We start from the raw sequence: 18,696 nt of genomic DNA, 5'->3' as shown, positions 1-18,696 counted from the left end.
CCCTCCCCTTTGCAAGGGGAGGGCTAGGGTGGGGTAAAACCTTGGGTTTTTCAGCGATTTCAGATTTGTGTGTACACCGTAGCTGGGGGGTGAATTATATGCAGCTTCACAAAAGAACGGTATAAGTATGCAAGAATAAATTAAACTAAGTTACTAAAAGGAAATACCCCTAAAACCCTTACCAATAACGAATGACAAAGGACAAATCACAACCATTACCAGTTAGATTTATTTACACCCACCTACTTAATACTTACTATGAGTTACCGTTTTTTTTATGACTAAATTATGATTACTGTATGCTAACTCTCTTCACTTTTTATCCAGACAACCTGGAATTATTCACTAGCAATGATGTCGATAAGGTACTGGCAAGAATTGATGGTTCTCACAATATTTGGTTGCGCTGTATCCACTTCCGCGATCGCACTGGAACCGCCAGAATTATCAAGCATTTTGGACTGAACCCATATCGTGTTGAGATGATTTTTAACCATTCCTCTGTAGGAATTGACGAAGATGTAGAAGATTGTTTATTTGACAGCTATGAAATTCTAACTACTCAAATAAAAAATAATGAATTTGAGGTTGCCTGTGGCAATATTGTAGTTGGGAATAATTTTATTATCACTTTTGAAATCACTGAACTAAAAATTTTAAGCAATCTAGCAAATAATTTGCAAAAGCGAACTCCAGATATACCAAATTTGGGAATTGACTATCTTTTTTATCTGATTTTTAAATATGTTTTGAATAATTATGATAATGTCTTTGATTATATTTCTAGAAAACTTGATGATTTAGAAGATGAAGTTTTAGATAATTTGGGTGATGAATCAACGTACAAAAAAATTGCCACAATGAGGCAATCTACTCGTTCAGGACGCCGTAATTTTCAAAGCATTAAGTTACTTATGGCTATGATGAATAACGAAGATTTCCAATGGATCACCCAGCCAGTGAAAGAACTCTTCAATCAAGAATTAGTTCATCAGGTTGATAAACTCTGGCAAGAATATCAATCTCTGAGAGCCTGGATGTCAGAATTAATGGAAATTCAACGCGATAATATTGCTAGCAAAACTGGTGAACGAATTAATCGTCTGACTATCCTCTCTACCATATTTTTACCAATAACTTTCATGTCTGGTTTTTATGGTATGAACTTCAAATATATGCCGGAGTTAGAGCAACCTTGGGCTTATCCTGCTGTGATCTGCATGATGGCGTTAATTGTGATTTGTAGTATTACTTATGCTAAAAAACAACGTTGGTTGTAGAGAAAGGGAATAGGGAATAGGGAATAGGGAATAGTAAAATTTACATCTTGTTTGGGATTGCTATATGCTTTCTTTCAGTAGACTGAATCAACCCTCAATTGGTAAAAAACGTGAATATACCATTGATTATTCGTGCTGAAGAACACAACGAGAAAACAGCGATTGCTACAACAGATGGAGCATTTACTTATCGGGATTTGCTTCACGCTTCCAGTCAAATAGCAACAAGCCTTCTTCAGAATACAGAAGATTTACAGGAGCAGCGAGTTGCCTTTCTCATCCCACCTGGGTTTGAGTATGTAGCGACTCTATGGGGGATTTGGCGGGCTGGTGGCATAGCTGTACCTCTGTGTGTTTCCCATCCACGCCCAGAATTGGAGTATGTAATTACCAATTCTGGAGCATCGATTATTGTTGCTCATCCTAATTTTGAAGGTATACTGCGATCGCTCGCCCAAGAATACAATTTGCGATTTATCCTCACCTCAGAAACTCTTCCATCTAATATTGGTCGCCTCCCAGAGATTGATATCACTAGACGCGCCTTAATTCTCTACACCAGCGGTACAACAGGTAAACCGAAGGGTGTAGTTACAACCCATCAGAATATTCAAGCGCAAGTGACTTGCTTAATAACCGCTTGGGAATGGACATCGGATGATCGCATTTTACATATCCTGCCACTACATCATATTCATGGAATTATTAACGTACTGACTTGTGCTTTATGGGCTGGCGCGGAGTGCCAAATGTTAAGCAAGTTTGACGCCCAAACCGTTTGGAACCGAATTTGTGACGGTGACTTAACCCTATTTATGGCAGTACCAACAATTTATGTAAAGCTGATTGCTGCTTGGGAAACTGCTTCTAAGGAACGCCAAAAAAGTATGTCAGAAGGCTGTGCTAAAATGCGCCTGATGGTTTCTGGTTCGGCGGCATTACCAGTTCAAGTTTTAGAAAAGTGGCAAACCATCAGCGGCCATTTTCTGCTTGAGCGCTATGGGATGACAGAAATCGGTATGGCGTTATCGAACCCTTTACACGGTGAACGGTTGTCTGGATATGTAGGAAAGCCACTACCTGAAGTTGAAGTGAGATTAGTGGATGAGAACGGGGAGTTAGTTCCAGGCGGAACACCAGGAGAGATTCAAGTTAAAAGCCCCGGAGTGTTTTTAGAATATTGGCAAAACCCCCAAGCAACCGCCAAAGCTTTCCAAGATAGTTGGTTCCGTACTGGAGATACCGCCGTAGTTGAGAATGGTAACTACCGCATTCTGGGACGGATGAGTGTGGATATTATCAAAACGGGAGGGTATAAAGTTTCAGCTTTAGAAATTGAAGAAGTATTGCGATCGCATCCAGATATTCAGGAATGTGCAGTGGTTGGAGTTGCCGATCCAGAGTGGGGTGAACGGGTCTGTGCAGCATTAGTATTGCAAGGTTCAGAACCTTTAACATTAGAATCTTTTAGGAGTTGGGCAAAAGAGCGATTGGCGGTTTATAAAGTACCAACCCAAATTTTGATAGTTGAAGAATTACCGCGCAACGCAATGGGGAAAGTGACTAAGCCGACAGTGGTTGAGCTATTTCGAGTATAGCGATCAAAAATCAGAAGCAGTTCGACATTGCAAATGCGTGTATATTGTGGAAGGATGTGATGTCAATTGTGGTTGAGTTCTAAGCAGTGAAAAACTGCCAGGAATTGTAAAAACCAAATTTACCGACATCTACATTAAAACTATTGTTAAAATCCAAATAATTTTAAGTTAATATTCATACCCAACTCCTATGAGAGAAACTGTCCTAGAGGTTCGCAATCTACAAGTTGAATTTCCCAGTGATGGCAATACTGTCAGAGCTTTGGATGGTATTTCTTTTGGGTTGCATCGAGGTCAAACTCTAGGAATAGTAGGAGAATCTGGAAGTGGTAAATCAGTGACAGCCCTAGCTGTGATGGGTTTGTTGCAGACTCCCGGTATAGTTACTGGCGGTGAAATCTGGTTTCGTCCTCAAGAGAACGCCAACCCTATAGATTTGGTAACATTGCCTCCTGAGCAAATGCAGTTACACCGGGGTGGCGACATCGCCATGATTTTTCAAGAACCGATGAGTTCGCTCAATCCAGTTTATAACATTGGGTTTCAGCTAACAGAAGCGATTATGCGGCATCAAAATGTGTCAGCAGCCCAAGCACGACAAATTGCGATCGCAGGTTTACAAGAGGTAAAACTTCTACCGAGTGATGAAGAGATACAGCAGCAGTATATCGAAACTTCATCGAAACCAGAACCATCAAAGTTAGCACAGTTGGTTAAAGAACACAAAGAAGCCATGCTGGAACGCTACCCCCATGAACTTTCTGGGGGTCAGTTGCAACGGGTAATGATTGCAATGGCAATTTCTTGCAACCCATTAATTTTAATTGCTGATGAACCAACCACAGCTTTAGATGTGACGGTGCAAGCAACTATTTTGGAGTTAATGCGAGAATTGCAGCAAAGCCGTGACATGGCAATGATTTTCATCACTCACGACTTGGGACTAATTTCAGAAATTGCTGACGAAGTAGCGGTGATGTATAGAGGCAAAGTTGTCGAATCTGGTACTTCTGGGCAAATTTTCAGCAGTCCCCAGCATCCATATACTAAAGGCTTGATAGCTTGTCGCCCCACACTTAACCGCCGTCCCCAAAAACTACTCACCGTTTCTGACTACATGAGTGCAGAAGAGACAACGACGGGACAAATAGTAATTCAGGCGAAAGAACCCGCACAACCTACAGAAGTCACCACTGAAGAGATTGCTGCAAGATTAGCAAACTTCAATGAGAAAGAACCCCTGCTGCAAATCCGCAACCTGAAAGTTGGTTTTCCAGTGCGCGGGGTGTTTGGTGGGACAAAACGCTACAACATGGCAGTGAATGGGGTTTCCTTTGATGTCAAACCAGGGGAAACATTAGGTTTGGTGGGAGAATCTGGTTGCGGTAAAACCACCCTTGGTAGAACCTTGCTGCGATTAATTGAACCGATGAGTGGTCAGATTATCTTTGAGAAACAAGATATTACTACCCTCAAAGGAGAACCGTTGCAAAAACTGCGGCGGGAAATGCAAATAGTTTTCCAAAATCCTTTCAGTTCCCTCGATCCCCGGATGAAGGTTGGGGACGCGGTGATGGAACCGTTGATAATTCACGGCGTTGGGAAGACAAAGCAACAACGACGCCAACGGGTAGCTGAACTTTTAGAAAGGGTAGGGTTGAGTGCAGATGCGATTAACCGCTATCCTCATCAGTTTTCTGGGGGTCAACGCCAACGGATTTGCATAGCCCGTTCTTTGGCGTTAAATCCTAAGTTTATCATCTGCGATGAATCAGTTTCAGCACTGGATGTTTCAGTACAGGCGCAGGTATTAAATCTTCTCAAAGAATTACAGTCAGACTTTCAACTTACTTATATTTTTATTTCTCACGATTTAAGTGTGGTGAAATTTATGAGCGATCGCATTTTAGTCATGAATCGCGGTCAAATTGTTGAAGAAGGCACAGCCGAAAGCATCTACCAAGAACCCAAAGAGGAATACACGCAAAAATTAATTGCTGCAATTCCTACTGGTAGTGCTGAACGGGTGCGAAGCCGTCATTTGAGGGCTTTATAGTTAAAACGGCGGCTATAAACCGCATCTATCATCCCCCTACTCCCTACTGTCCAAGTTCTTTGATGTTATTCATCACTTGTTGATATAAGTCATTGTTTCCCTGACTTTGAAAAATGCTTGCTGCTTGTTCCAAGTCTTTAAGCGCTCCCTGTCTGTCTCCATTGGTGGCGCGGGCATTTCCTCGGTTATTGTAGGCAGGGGCAAAGTTAGGATTGAGGCGAATAGCTTGATTGTAATCTGCGATCGCACCCTGGGGATCTCCATTGGCAACACGGGCATTTCCTCGGTTATTGTAAGCGATCGCATATTTGGGGTTGAGGAGAATCGCTTGGTCAAGATCATCTAGTGCCCCTTTTTTGTCTCCATTGGTGGCGCGGGCATTCCCCCGGTTATTGTAGGCTTCGGCATAGTTGGGATTCAGGCGAATCGCTTCACTGTAATCTTTAACTGCTTCTCTGTTATTTCCTAGTGAGGCGCGGGCATTTCCCAAGTTATTGTGGGCTTCGGCATCATTAGGGTTGATGCGGAGTGCTTGATTGTAATCTGCGATCGCTTTTTCTTTGTCTCCCAAATCAAAGTAGGCTAGTCCCCGACCGTTGTAGGCAGCGCCATACTGAGAATTCTGATCAATCGCCTTACCATAAGAAGCGATCGCAGCTTGCAAGTCGCCGTTTAAATGCTGGTTCTTTCCCTGAAGATAGAACTGCCCACCCTTAGATGTTGTAGCTGAACGACGGCTAGGTTGACTGACTCCTATTTCTGTCACCAATACATTGTCATTCTTACTACAAGAAATACTGCTAATTGCAGTCAAGGTAGTAAAAATAGCTATGGTAAATAAAGTATTTACCCTTATCCGCTTTTGCCTGAATAAACGCCGTTTCATAAGTTAATATAAACTACCATAACGCCTGAACAAAATTAGTACCAAAATCTAGATTTTAATTCTTTAACTCAATAGTTATTTTAACTTTTGATAGACATTAAAAGTCAATTGACATATTTACCTGATATTAAATAGATTTATTTAATAGTTATATTAAGGAAAAAATCTGATTCATAAAGTATAAAAATTGTCAATTTGGCTTTTTGCTCTTGTCATATTTGCGCTTTTCGACAATAGATTTATGACCAGTAAACTACCAATACGGTTCGGTTAAGGCAAGAGACGCGATAAATCGCCGTCTTTGTAATCTAGGGCGTGTCATCAAAAAATCTTATCCGAACCGTATTGAGTAAACTACTGTTGGTCACGTTTTTTAGAATACTGTTGAAAAAATATATTTGAAATATTAAGATTTCTTCTTTACGAGAACTCCATAAATTCTGGCATTTGTAGCTAGATGGACAATTTACTCATCTTCTGTTTCACTCTCTTGAATTTTGGAAGTCAGCCGCCAAGAGATGCTTTTCTCAATATCTACAGACAATTGTTCCAGATTTTGCCCTAAATCTTTTTGGAGTTTCTGAGTTATTGTAATGGGAAAATCTAAATTAATACCTTGAGTTTGTGCTAGCCTTGCCAATTCTGTAAATGTAGCTTTGACTGTAGTCCGTTCATAACTAGTCAGCTTATAATAAGAAGTTTCAGATATATTTTGAGCTTGCATAGCTTTTTTCATGCGTTCTTGTAAATGCTCAAATTCAGAGTTCAACAACTTGCATTGCTGTTCAAGTTGTAAGTATCTGGTACTTAGTGATATTAAGTCTTCCGTTGCGGAGTCCGGAGTGGCTTGGGCTTGTAATCTCAACAAATTTAAGTGGATTTGAGCCAGATAAATACAATCTAAATAAGCATACTCTATCTGTTCTTCAGTCAGGGGACGTTTTCCCCAATCACTTTTTTGTTCTTGTTTGTCAATATTGTTAAAGCTACAAAGTGCAGTAGCTATAGTCTTGAGTTGGTAGTTGGGTAATGGTAGAAGATAATAGGGAATTTTTTTTGCCATTTCCAAAGTGCAGGTAATATTTTTGGCTTTCTTATTGCCGAGAAGCTTTAGATCATAATTGGCATTGTGAAAAACTTTTTCAATGGCAGAATTTATCATAATTTCTTCAATAAATTCTGCTATAATGTTCTGCTGATCTAAGACATCTAAAAGGTAGACGCGATCGCCACTCATATCTTGAGGATTATCTAATACCTGAATCAGTGATAATCTAGGATTACGACTTTTATAGTCAGCCACTTCTGTATCTATCCACAGCGTTTTAGCCTTGGTATATTCAGCGACAATCGCACTAATTTCGCTGGCGGAAGTAAGGTAGGGCATTGGCTAATATTTCCTGATATTTAGGGCATTGTAAGTAAGCCATAGTTTTCTAAAGTAACATTTTGTTGGGACTTTTGCTGCTACAGCATTGCATAAACGCTGAAGTTTTGAATTCGTCATAGACATCGCCAAATTGACTAAAATCTGATAATATCGAGTCACCACTGTGGGGTGGCATAATCTACCATTGAAATAGCTACTGGGCATCTACATTAAATTCATAGAGAGCTATAGGCTGTATATAGAGCCATCCTGGTTAGCAGCCGTTAGGAAAATTGAATTGGCATTTCTCAAAACTAGTCGCAAAATCTTAGCTTCAAGAAATCGTCCAAGGTTCAATTTTCAGTAACCTGAGCTATTGCTTAGGTACTTTTGCTAATTCACATTAATTGTTTTTAACATCTGCTCCTCACCATGACATCACACATCAATTAATCGCTTCAAGTACTCAATTCGGAGATAAATAATGAAAAAGCTAATTCCATTGCTAATTAGTGGCATTTTGGTAGTTGGTACTTTTGGCTGCGAAGAGGCTCCTAAAACTGGTTCAGAAACTCCTAGCACAACTAATCAAGCTGCTCAAGCACCAGCAACACCAGCTTCTCAGATAAATCAAACTGCGGATAAAACTGCCAAAATTCCAGGAAAAGAAGCAACTCCTTTAGCAGCGAGTACAGATACTAAAGTTAAAACCAATTCTGAAAAAACAGCAGCCACAAAAGCTAAGAGCGACTTAAAAACTGAAGTTAGCGAAAAATTGAACAAAGGCTTACCAGGCAACAAGTTACAAGTTGAAAACAAAGAGGGTGAAATTATCCTCAAAGGCACAGCCGCTTCTACTGAAGAACTCAAGAAAGCTGAAACCTTAGCTAAAGAAGTTCAAGGTGTAAAGACAGTAAAGGTAGAAGCAAAAGTTGATACTGTGAAAAAGCCATAAAAGAATAACTGAAGCTTTCAGTTAGCATCGGTATAAAAGCCAAATAGAGACTTACACAGATGTAAGTCTCTATTTGGCTTGCTTGTAGCTATTTTCAGGTAAATAGACCACACGGTACGAACACAAGACCTTGCAGTTCAAATATATGAAAACTGCTGTAAATAAAAAGTAAGCGATAGGTAGTTGATACCACTTGAATGACTTTATAAACCTATGGTTAATAGTTAAAATCTTATAAAAAAGACCGAAACCATTTTTCAGTCTAGTTGAGTAGACTTCAGTTTAGCTATGGCTTATTTATAATTCTATAACTTCATCTTTCAACTTCCATTATTTGAACCTCGATAAATTCGCTCCATCTGCTCTGGAGAAAGGCGTCTCATTGGAAACCACTCAAATGGAGAAACAGACTGTTTCTCATAAGGTTGAATATCATCTTGCGGGTTTTGAGGGGAACGCACTCCTACATTGGTATTTAGAACCTGACTCCTGAACGACTCATCTATTTCTGATTCTGGAAGCTGAGTTTGAGGCAAAACATAAGCGTGTTTTTGGGGATCGTATGCGAAAACTTCTCCTGTTTCAATGTGATAAATCCAAGCATAAATGCTGAGTTCCCCCTGATAAAGCTTAGAGTGAATCACTGGATATGTCCGCAAGTTCTCAATTTGAGTAAGAACATTTTCGGCAATCATAATCTCTAGCAGTTCTTCGCCGTCGTAGTGACTGTAGTGGTCTATAACTAGCCTTCGAGTTGCCTCTGCATATTTAAGCCAATCATGTACGAGCGGCATTTCATCGCTGAGATTATGTAACTTCATTAATCCTTTCATTGCACCGCAATGAGAGTGACCACAAATAATAATTTGGCGAATATCTAAAGCTTGAACAGCATATTCAATTGTCGCACCTTCACCACCATTACTTGCCCCATAGGGTGGAATGATGTTACCTGCATTGCGAATGACAAATAATTCACCAACTTGGGCTTGTGTAATGAGATTTGGATCGAGACGCGAATCAGAACAGGTAATAAATAATACTCTGGGCTTTTGACCTTGTGAAAGTTGCTCAAACAATTGTTGATGTGTCGAAAAATAGCTAGATTTAAATTCGCGCAGACCTTTAATTAATCTCTTCATTACTAAGCTCTAGAAAAAATTGGGGGTTCAGAAACAAATCACATACATCAGATTGAGGTAGTAAAGAGGGCTTTCTTTCTACGTTTTTCCAATTGTAAAGATTACTATATTATAAATTCATTTAGTGCTTTTAATACCCTCTGTCATTGGGGTGAATTGCTTGTTTCACTTCCTCCCCCCTGTTACTTAGCAACTCACATTACAGGATCAGAATGCCTTGATCGTGTTTCAAATTTTTGAATTACAAGTAATTAGTCGGACATGATATTATCTGCTCTGGGAAAATTTGATGGTCAGTTTGCGACATCAAAATTTTTGCCGTACACTGAGCGATCGCCTGCGGTAAGCTTTTTGGGTGAAGCTTGCAGGCTCACCGCAACGCGTCTACTATAATTTCCAATTCTCCGCCTTACCCTCTTGCGAATTCTTAATTAGTTGATACACTTGTTCTTCATTAGCCCAGGGAACCAGCGCCTATGGTGCACATCAAGCGCGTGGAACTTACGAACTTCAAATCCTTCGGTGGCACTACTTCTGTCCCTTTGCTACCGGGGTGTACTGTCATATCTGGGCCAAATGGTTCGGGTAAATCTAATATTTTAGATGCACTGCTCTTTTGCCTGGGACTCTCCAGTTCTAAGGGAATGCGAGCCGATCGCCTACCGGATTTGGTAAATAACACCCAAACGGCTAAAGGACGCGCTTCTATTGAAGCTAGCGTGACAGTGACATTTGACTTGTCGGGGGAGGATATCTTACCCAAAACTGCAAAGGCGCAGAGTGAAGAAGCAGAAGAAGTCAAAGAAGTAGAAGAAGAAAATCCCAAATCCCAAATCCCAAATCCCAAATTGGGCGAGTGGAGTGTTACTAGAAGGCTGCGAGTCACTCACCAAGGGAGTTACACGTCAAATTACTATATCAATGGTGAAGCTTGCACACTGACGCAGTTGCATGAGGAACTAAGTAACCTACGGGTTTATCCTGAAGGCTACAACGTCGTACTGCAAGGGGATGTCACCAGTATTATCTCGATGAATGCGCGGGAACGGCGGGAAATTATTGATGAATTGGCTGGGGTGGCGGCGTTCGATCGCAAAATCATCCAAGCCAAATCAACTTTAGATGAGGTGAAGGAAAAGGAAGATAGCTGTCGGATTATTGAAACGGAATTAACTGCACAGCGCGATCGCCTTTCCCAAGATCGTGCTAAAGCTGAGAGATATCAAAAACTCCGCACAGAATTTCTAGCGAAGCAATCTTGGGAAGCTGTTTTATCATGGCGATCGCTACAAACACACCAAGAAAAATTAGTTCACGAAATTCAAACAGGCGATCGCAATTCTACTGAACTCACTACCCAACTCACAAACCTAAATTCCGAAATCGTCCAAAAAACTGCTGAACTAGAAGAACTCAATGCCCATGTCAAAGCATTGGGAGAAGAAGAACTTTTAGCGGTACAATCTACCCTCGCCACCCAAGAAGCAGAACGAAAACAACTCCAGCGTCAGCTTACAGAATTACAAACAGCTTCCCAAGAAACTGCCAAACGTCTAACTCAAACTCAGCAAGAAATTCAAAAACACCGCCATTCCCTACAAGAAATTGCCGAAACCCAAATTGTAGAGACGCGATTCATCGCGTCTTCCCAACACCAAAGAAATGAAGCCCACCAAGCCTTAGAAACCTCCCGCGAGGCCGCCGCCGAAATCGCCTCAGCTTCCGAAGCGTGGGTGCAGCAACAAACAGCATTCAACCGTCAAATTGAAGCTTTACTGCACACCCTAGAACCACAACGCACCGAACAAGCACAACTCAGGGAACGCAATAATCAGTTACAGCAACTTATCCAAGAGCAAACTCAGTTAATTGAACGCGACGAACCCCTGTTAGCAGAAAAACAAACTGAGTGCAGTCGAGTTGAAACGGAATTTAACACCTCTAGCGAACCCATCCAAAATTTAGCTCAAAATCTTTCAGCCACAGAACAAGAACTGCAAATCCAACAAGAAACCCAAAAACGGTTACTTTTTGAACAACGCGAAAAACAACGCCAGTTGGATAAAATAGAGGCGCAAACCCAAGCACAACAAGAAGTCCAAGGAACCCAAGCGAGTAAAGTCATTTTACAATCGGGAATGCCTGGACTTTGCGGTTTAGTTGTGCAGTTAGGAAAGGTGGAACCCCGCCATCAGCTAGCTTTAGAAATGGCTGCCGGTGGACGCTTGGGACACATTGTGGTGGAAGATGATGGTGTCGCTGCAGCGGGTATTGAATTGCTCAAACAGAAACGTGCAGGGAGAGCAACTTTTTTACCACTAAATAAAATTCATGCTCCCAAATTTACTCAAGATGCAACGCTGCGTTTTGCTAGCGGTTTCGTTAATTATGCTGTGAACTTAGTCGATTGCGATCGCCGTTACAAAGATGTATTCAGCTATGTTTTCGGTAACACGGTAGTTTTTTCTAGCCTGGAGGCGGCGCGGAAAAACTTAGGACTGTATCGCATCGTCACCTTAGACGGGGAATTGTTAGAAACCAGCGGTGCAATGACTGGTGGTAGTAACAGCAATCGTTCAGCGTTGCGGTTTGGCAATGCAGAAGCGGCGGAATCTGATGAAGCGATCGCTTTAAGAAGTCGCTTAGTGGATATTGAGCGGGTTTTAGAGCGTTGTACTGAAGCGATCGCCACTTTGTCAGCCAGAACCAAAAAACTCACCCAGGAACTAACCGAAGCGCGTCAAGCGCGGCGCGAACAGCAGTTGCAATTGGAGCAGTTGCAGAAAGACATTAAGAATTTAACAGCGCAATTAGAGGGGACGCGATCGCAACTCGCCCAAAACAGCCAAAAGTTAACCACTGCTCAATCCAGATTAGAAATTTTAGAGCGGGAATTACCGGGGCAAGAAAATGAGTTGCAACAATTGCGACACGCCTTAGCAGAGTTAGAGGCATCTCAAACTCCCAGTGAATGGCAACAAATCCAGGCAACCATTAAAATTCAAGAGCAACAATTGCAACAACGCGAAACGGCGTTACGAGAAGCTGAACAAAGATTAAAAAATTTGGAAAATCAGCAACAACGTTTGCAAGAAAAAATCCAAGAAGGGGAGGAGCGAATTAGCCAATATCATCACGAACAAGAGGCGCAACAAAATCAACTAAATACCCTCAGCACTCAGCACTCAGCACTCAGCACTCTCATCACCCAAACCCGCGCCAACCTCAGCGTTATGGAGCAGAATTTGGGAGAAGAGAAACAAAAACGCGACGCTACAGAACTGGAAGTGCGATCGCATCTTTTGCGCCAACAACAATTGCAATGGGAAATCGAAAAACTCAAAGAAACCCAAGAGAAGCGGCGAGAGGAACTAATTGCACTGCAAAGCCAGTTGCGGGATGTGGGAGCAGAATTGCCAAATCCCCTGCCGGAAGTTCCAGATAAAGTAGATTTAGAAGAATTGCAGAAAGAATTGCGATCGCTTACCAAACGCTTACAGGCAATGGAACCTGTTAATATGCTGGCGTTGGAAGAATACGAACGCACTCAAAACCGCCTCCAAGAACTGACGCAAAAATTAGAGACACTAGAAGGAGAACGCACCGAACTACTTTTGCGGATTGAAAACTTTACCACATTGCGGCAACTTGCCTTTAAAGAAGCTTTCGATGCCGTTAACGAAAACTTTCAATCAATTTTTGCCATTCTTTCCGACGGTGACGGCTTCTTGCAACTCGAAAATCCCGAAGATCCCTTTAGCAGCGGACTGAATTTAGTCGCGCACCCCAAAGGCAAACCCGTACAGCGCCTAGCTTCCATGTCTGGGGGAGAAAAATCACTTACAGCCTTGAGCTTTATCTTTGCCCTCCAACGCTACCGTCCATCGCCCTTTTACGCCTTTGACGAAGTAGATATGTTTTTGGATGGAGCAAACGTAGAACGATTAGCTAGAATGATTAAACAACAGTCACAACAAGCGCAATTTATAGTTGTGAGTTTGCGTCGTCCGATGATAGAATCAGCCGAACGCACAATTGGCGTTACTCAAGCACGAGGAGCTTACACTCAAGTTTTGGGGATTAAGTTACAATCATCCAATACAACTGCTTGAGTTTTTGTTAATAATAGTGTATAGATAAACCGGATTCGAGATCAGGACTCGGTATAGAATGACCTCCGAACAGATAATTAGGCGTTCCGACATATTAAATACCCAGGTGATTACCCGCGACAACGGCAAGCGGTTAGGCATCATCAGTCAAGTCTGGGTTGATATTGATCAGCGAGAGGTTGTGGCTCTTGGTTTGCGAGACAGCCTGATCTCTATTTCGGGCATACCGCGCTACATGTACCTCAACAACATCAGCCAGATTGGTGATGTCATCCTAGTTGATAACGAAGATGTAATTGAAGATATCGAAGTTGAATCTCTCAGTAATCTGATTAACTGGGAAGTAATTACAGAAACAGGTGAAGTACTAGGCAAAGTTCGGGGCTTCAAGTTCGACGGCGAAACCGGGAAGCTTAACTCCATAGTTATTGCTTCTTTAGGATTGCCCCAAATTCCCGATCAATTTGTGAGTACTTATGAGTTCTCAGTAGATGAAATTGTCAGCACTGGCCCCAATCGGTTGATTGTGTTTGAGGGAGCCGAAGAACGGGTAGACCAGTTGACAGTTGGTTTACTAGAGCGCCTGGGTATCGGAAAAGCACCCTGGGAGCGCGATGAACAAGAAGAATACGGCTATACTCCACCGCGCCAAGTTGCACCAGCCAATCAACTACCTAGCGGAGTCCCATTGCAGCCACCCAGGCAAAAAGTTCGCGCCCCCGAACCCGTAGCGCGGGAAGAAGAATGGAATGAAGACTATGTGGAAGAAGAAAGGCCACAGCGTCAGGTAATGAAGGCGCGGCAGTATGAATCTATTCAATACGAAGAAGATGAGGAAGAAGATAACTGGAGCGAGGCAACAGGCAACGACAGATATCAACAACCGCAGCAGCCGCTAAAGTATGAAGCCAAGCCTTACAGCAAGCCTTATGTTGATGAATACGATGATTATGACGACGTAGAGGGCGATGCTTGGGAAGATGAGCCGAAGCCTGTGAATATTCCCAAAAAAATCAAGGAAAGACAGCCGGAATACGAAGAAGAAGGCGGATATTAAGTAATTCGTAATTCGTAGTTCGTAATTCAACCGGAAAATTACGAATTATTTTTCAGATAAATTTAGCCCTCTCCTTGCAAGTAAGGAGGGGGCTAATTTTTTAGGATAAGTGAGGGGTGAAAGCAATACGTTAGTTCGGTTACAATACTGCTCGGTTAAGGATTTTTAACTCGGAATTGGGTTTGGGGAAAAGGTTAAAGGGTAAAGGTTAAAGGTTTTTTCTTTCCCCTTTCCCCCGCCCCTTATCCCCAGAGGGGGCCCCACCTTCCCCTTTTCCCCAAAACCCGACAAGTATTGAGTTCGGTTAAGGTTTTTTGATGAAAATTCTAGATCACAAAGACGCGATAAATCGCCGTCTCTACAATAATCAGTCCTTTGTAGAGACGGCGATTCATCGCGTCTCTTGTCTTAATCTATGCACAAGTTGAGAACGATATGTAGGATTCAGATGTTCATCCAACAGATACCGAATTGCCATTAGCTTTCCTGTAACTGCTTTAGAGCATTTTCTTCCTGCATCCGCCGAAACCTCATCCTGGCAGGAGACGGATTTTGCTGTTGCTCTTCGCGTATGGTTCGGGAAAATTCCAACCAATCTACCAGATACGCATCAACCTCTGAACGATGATGCAAGTAATACAAAATCGTGGCGTAAACCTGTTCCAACGTCACCGTATGAAATTGTTCAGCAATTTCTTCTGGTGTTTTGCAGTGATAGATATACTCGTAAAGAATGCTCTCAATCCCAATGCGGGTTCCTTTGAGTCGGATGTCATCTGGTGCAAGGGCGTTGAAATACTCTTCCAGTTTCATAAAGCAAGATTGCTCGAATGAACATTCCACTTCAATCATAGAAGAACACCGGGAAACTCTATGATCAACCCTAAAACAGTAATTAGTTAAGTGTTCAGAAACTCACCAAAAACTGCTAGCGTCAAACAAAGGAAAATATTGTTGTGGACTTTCGAGTTTGAAAACCCGTTCTAATTATTTGCAACTACTGCCTTATATCCAACTCCAGTGGCAAACTATCGCCAAGGGACTTGTTGGTATCTTGGGATACGTACTGGCGACATTAGTGTTGATCAATCTTGCCGGGAAATTGGCAACTCCCTTTGCACAAGGTAATGTAGTAGCGATCGCTCAAATAACTGGCAGCTGTGCCTTAGTCTTTCTTGTCAGAGGCTTATTTCAGTCTATACAAGATATGTACATGGCGAAAGCTTCTTTGCGAGTGGCTTTTCATCTCCGCCAGCAAGTCTACGCCCATCTTCAAAAGTTAAATCTCAGCTATTTTGAAACAGCAAAAGCAGGTGATTTATCTTACCGCCTCACAGAAGATGTTGACCGCGTTGGCGAAGTGGTAAATAAAGTATTTCACGACTTTATCCCCTGCATTTTGCAGTTGGTAGCAATTCCAATTTACATGGTTTACCTAAATTGGCAACTGACACTCGCAACAGTCATAATTGCCCCGCTGATGGGTATTTTAATCGGCTGGTTTGGTGAACGGTTGGGCAAGTATTCCTTAAAAAGTCAAAATCGCGTGTCGGGTTTATCAGCCATCCTGGCGGAAGTCTTCAACGGTATTCGTTTGGTACAAGCTTTTGCTGCCGAAAATTACGAAATCGCCCGCTTTGGCTATGAAGCAGAACGCAGCCTGAAAGCAAAATACTCAGCCGAACGCCTCAAAGCAATTCAGATTCCGATCATCGGATTTCTGGAAGCCTTAAGTGCGTTATCGTTACTGATTGTGGGAGCGTGGCAAATTTCCCAAAACAACTTGACAGTGGCGAATTTTTTCAGCTATCTGGCGGCGGCGGCGCTGTTAATTGATCCCATTGGTCACACTACTAATAACTACAACGAATTTAAGCAGGGTGAAGCATCTGTTGACCGCGTTTTTGAATTGATGGCAATTCAGCCGACGGTGATCGAAAAGATAAATGCGATCGCTCTCCCCCCAGTCAATGGCAAAGTAGAATATCGTCATATTTCCTTCGCCTATAAACCAGGTGAACCCGTATTAAAAGATATCAGCTTATTGGTATCGCCAGGTGAAGCGATCGCACTTGTGGGTGCTTCTGGTGCTGGTAAAACCACTTTTGTGAATCTTCTCCCCCGTTTTTACGATCCTGAAGTTGGTCAAATTTTAATTGACGATGTTGATATTCGGGATGTGAAACTGCATAGTCTGCGGCGACAAATTGGGATTGTTCCTCAAGAAACCATCATGTTTTCGGGGACGATTGCTCAAAATATCGCCTTTGGACAATATATTTTTGACATCAAAGCAGTTAAAGAGGCGGCAAAAATTGCTAATGCTCATCAGTTTATTAGCCAACTGCCAGAGGGTTATAAGACTTGGGTGGGTGAACGTGGGGTAAACTTATCTGGTGGACAAAGACAAAGAATTGCGATCGCTCGTGCTGTTCTCCTCAATCCCCAAATATTGATTCTTGATGAGGCGACATCAGCATTAGATTCCGAGTCAGAAGCACTGGTACAGGAAGCACTGGAAAGATTGATGGAAAAACGGACGGTGTTTATTATTGCTCACCGTTTATCGACAGTTAGAAGGTGCGATCGCATTTTAGTTCTCGAACAGGGACAAATCGTCGAATCGGGAACCCATGAAGAATTATTAGCTTTAGAACATCGCTATGCGCGGTTTTATGCCCAACAGTTTAGTTAGAAGTGGGGAGGAAAAGCTACCCTTTGTGGGTACTCTTTCTCCCAAGGGGAGACGCTAGCGCGAACGGAAAACTCGTAGAATAGCCGCTTTGCTTGCGTCTGTGCGGCTCGTTAAAAAAATTCATTCTGGATTCTGACTCCTGACTCCTGAATTCTGACCCTTTACAGATTTAACATGGTTTTTGCAAAAATAATTTCGTTAACAATATCCATCACATCATTTATTACATCTTCTGCTGTTGATGGGTCATTGATATATTGATTCAGTGACTTGAATTTTTCCGGTGAGATATTTCCCATTAATTTACTATCCCAATTTGCCAGCATTTCGTCGAACACTTTTTTGGCATCGCCATTAGTGCATACAATAGGAATCACCGGAATTTTTTCTTGTTTAGCATACAGATAAGTCTCATAAGTTCCGCCGACACCCCCCACAAGAATAACCAAATCTGAATGTCGCAGACAATTGAGCCATTCATTAATACCTGACTCTGTGTATTCGACTTTTCCACCCTTAAATACAGGTTGTTTTCCTTGTGGAACAAAGTGGGTTAACTTATCGGTTAAGCGAATATTTTTTTGTGCTATTTTTTCAGCAAACTTATCCGCTACAACATAATCTACTCCCTCCCATCCACCTGTGATTAGGTTGTAGTTATATTCTGCTATTTTTTCACCAAGCTTTTGAGTACACCAATTCACTTCTTCAGGAATATTAAAGTTTCCTGTTCCTGCAACTAAAATGTTTTTTTTACTTCTGAGTTGAACAGCATCATTTCTAATAGCATCATTAAGCTGATTGATAAATGCATTAAAGTTATTAGTTGGATTTACGCTTAATTTATCTGAGATGAAAAACATAAACTCATCAATTTTTTCTGAAATTTCTATAATTTTTGCTGCAACGTTATGCATTGCTGAATATTCATGGGAAAATAGTTTGGAATCAATGATTTCTTCTATTTTTTCTCTCTGTTGCTTCCAGTATTTTATGTACTCTATCTTGCCTTCTTTGGTATATATATTGGCATCCTGTAAAACAACTGGAAAAACTTTTTGCTCATAATCCTTGTGTTTCATGATTTCAACAGCTTCAAACATACAGTATTCCGATCGCAAATATTTGTCGCTGACTACAAGAATTACATAGTTACCACGCCCGATTTCCTGCATGAAGTTCTGTATACTTTTACCTAGCGTTAAATAGTTGCGATCGCGAATTAAGTTATAACGTTCAGAAACAAGTGCTGCACAAATTTTATCAACCAATTCTTCGCGTTGTCTGCCTAATTCACTCTGGTTATCTTTCCATGCATACGATATGTATATCTGATTCATTTTTTTAGATGCTATAGAAGTTTGAAAAAGATTGGGCAAATAAAATTTTCTACTACACAAACCAACTCTACTTACGCAGACTTAAAAATAACCAACCTAGACAAAGATAATTTTGAAGTCAGGTTTACAAACATCAGAACTTTCGATTTAGTCTGTGTAGAGATGATTTCTAATCGCCAAAGCTGAATAAAATTTTACTTTTAGAT

The 18,696-nt window shown here is 41.6% G+C and carries 13 protein-coding genes; 8 read left to right on the top strand and 5 right to left on the bottom strand.

The features are described 5' to 3' along the window. Positions 1-299: 299 nt before the first annotated feature. From HUN01_RS19105 to HUN01_RS19095, 3 genes are all read left to right on the top strand, one after another. Complete coding sequence (locus tag HUN01_RS19105; protein WP_181927518.1) at positions 300-1,280, top strand: magnesium transporter CorA family protein; 981 nt, start codon at positions 300-302, stop codon at positions 1,278-1,280. 110 nt (positions 1,281-1,390) lie between these two features. After that, a complete protein-coding gene (locus HUN01_RS19100) occupies positions 1,391-2,878 on the top strand; it encodes an acyl-CoA synthetase (RefSeq protein WP_181927517.1) in 1,488 nt (495 codons plus the stop codon). A gap of 190 nt (positions 2,879-3,068) precedes the next feature. Continuing rightward, on the top strand, positions 3,069-4,934 hold the full coding sequence (locus tag HUN01_RS19095) for an ABC transporter ATP-binding protein (RefSeq protein WP_181927516.1): 1,866 nt from the start codon (positions 3,069-3,071) through the stop codon (positions 4,932-4,934). 43 nt (positions 4,935-4,977) lie between these two features. On the opposite strand, the gene HUN01_RS19090 is transcribed toward HUN01_RS19095, so the two are convergent. Both HUN01_RS19090 and HUN01_RS19085 read right to left on the bottom strand, forming a co-directional pair. Next, entirely contained in the window at positions 4,978-5,820 is an 843-nt protein-coding gene (locus HUN01_RS19090) for a tetratricopeptide repeat protein (protein WP_181927515.1), read from the bottom strand. Positions 5,821-6,286: 466 nt separating this feature from the next. After that, positions 6,287-7,207, bottom strand: coding sequence for a ribonuclease D (locus tag HUN01_RS19085; RefSeq protein WP_181927514.1), 921 nt, complete (start codon positions 7,205-7,207; stop codon positions 6,287-6,289). Positions 7,208-7,673: 466 nt separating this feature from the next. On the opposite strand from HUN01_RS19085, the gene HUN01_RS19080 reads away from it, so the two are divergent. Further along, positions 7,674-8,144, top strand: a complete 471-nt coding sequence (locus HUN01_RS19080; RefSeq protein WP_181927513.1) for a BON domain-containing protein — start codon at positions 7,674-7,676, stop codon at positions 8,142-8,144. 320 nt (positions 8,145-8,464) lie between these two features. Here the strand turns inward: HUN01_RS19080 and HUN01_RS19075 are convergent, their stop codons facing one another. Next, on the bottom strand, positions 8,465-9,286 hold the full coding sequence (locus HUN01_RS19075; RefSeq protein WP_181927512.1) for a carbonic anhydrase: 822 nt from the start codon (positions 9,284-9,286) through the stop codon (positions 8,465-8,467). Between the two features lie 261 nt (positions 9,287-9,547). Here HUN01_RS19075 and HUN01_RS36155 point away from each other — a divergent pair, with 261 nt between their 5' ends. The 3 genes from HUN01_RS36155 (at position 9,548) to HUN01_RS19065 (ending at position 14,455) form a co-directional block, all read left to right on the top strand. Continuing rightward, positions 9,548-9,679, top strand: coding sequence for a hypothetical protein (locus HUN01_RS36155; RefSeq protein WP_257797979.1), 132 nt, complete (start codon positions 9,548-9,550; stop codon positions 9,677-9,679). Positions 9,680-9,762: 83 nt separating this feature from the next. After that, positions 9,763-13,398: a chromosome segregation protein SMC gene (gene smc / locus HUN01_RS19070; RefSeq protein WP_181927511.1), complete on the top strand. Its 3,636-nt coding sequence runs from the start codon at positions 9,763-9,765 to the stop codon at positions 13,396-13,398. Between the two features lie 58 nt (positions 13,399-13,456). Beyond that, entirely contained in the window at positions 13,457-14,455 is a 999-nt protein-coding gene (locus tag HUN01_RS19065; RefSeq protein ID WP_181927510.1) for a PRC-barrel domain-containing protein, read from the top strand. 477 nt (positions 14,456-14,932) lie between these two features. Here the strand turns inward: HUN01_RS19065 and HUN01_RS19060 are convergent, their stop codons facing one another. Further along, positions 14,933-15,268 (bottom strand): DUF433 domain-containing protein, encoded by a 336-nt coding sequence (locus HUN01_RS19060; RefSeq protein WP_181927509.1) that lies wholly within the window; start codon positions 15,266-15,268, stop codon positions 14,933-14,935. A 157-nt stretch (positions 15,269-15,425) separates the two neighbouring features. On the opposite strand from HUN01_RS19060, the gene HUN01_RS19055 reads away from it, so the two are divergent. Next, positions 15,426-17,150, top strand: coding sequence for an ABC transporter ATP-binding protein (locus tag HUN01_RS19055; protein ID WP_181927508.1), 1,725 nt, complete (start codon positions 15,426-15,428; stop codon positions 17,148-17,150). A 161-nt stretch (positions 17,151-17,311) separates the two neighbouring features. Here HUN01_RS19055 and HUN01_RS19050 read toward each other — a convergent pair whose 3' ends face one another. Next, the gene (locus HUN01_RS19050; RefSeq protein ID WP_181927507.1) at positions 17,312-18,490 is read right to left on the bottom strand and encodes a TIR domain-containing protein; all 1,179 of its coding nucleotides are present in this window, start codon (positions 18,488-18,490) and stop codon (positions 17,312-17,314) included. Positions 18,491-18,696: the final 206 nt, after the last annotated feature.

It is taken from the genome of Nostoc edaphicum CCNP1411, assembly GCF_014023275.1.
GTDB lineage: Bacteria > Cyanobacteriota > Cyanobacteriia > Cyanobacteriales > Nostocaceae > Nostoc > Nostoc edaphicum_A.
The sequence above is the reverse complement of the archived record's forward strand: the minus strand, read 5'-3'. Positions and strand labels throughout refer to the sequence as shown.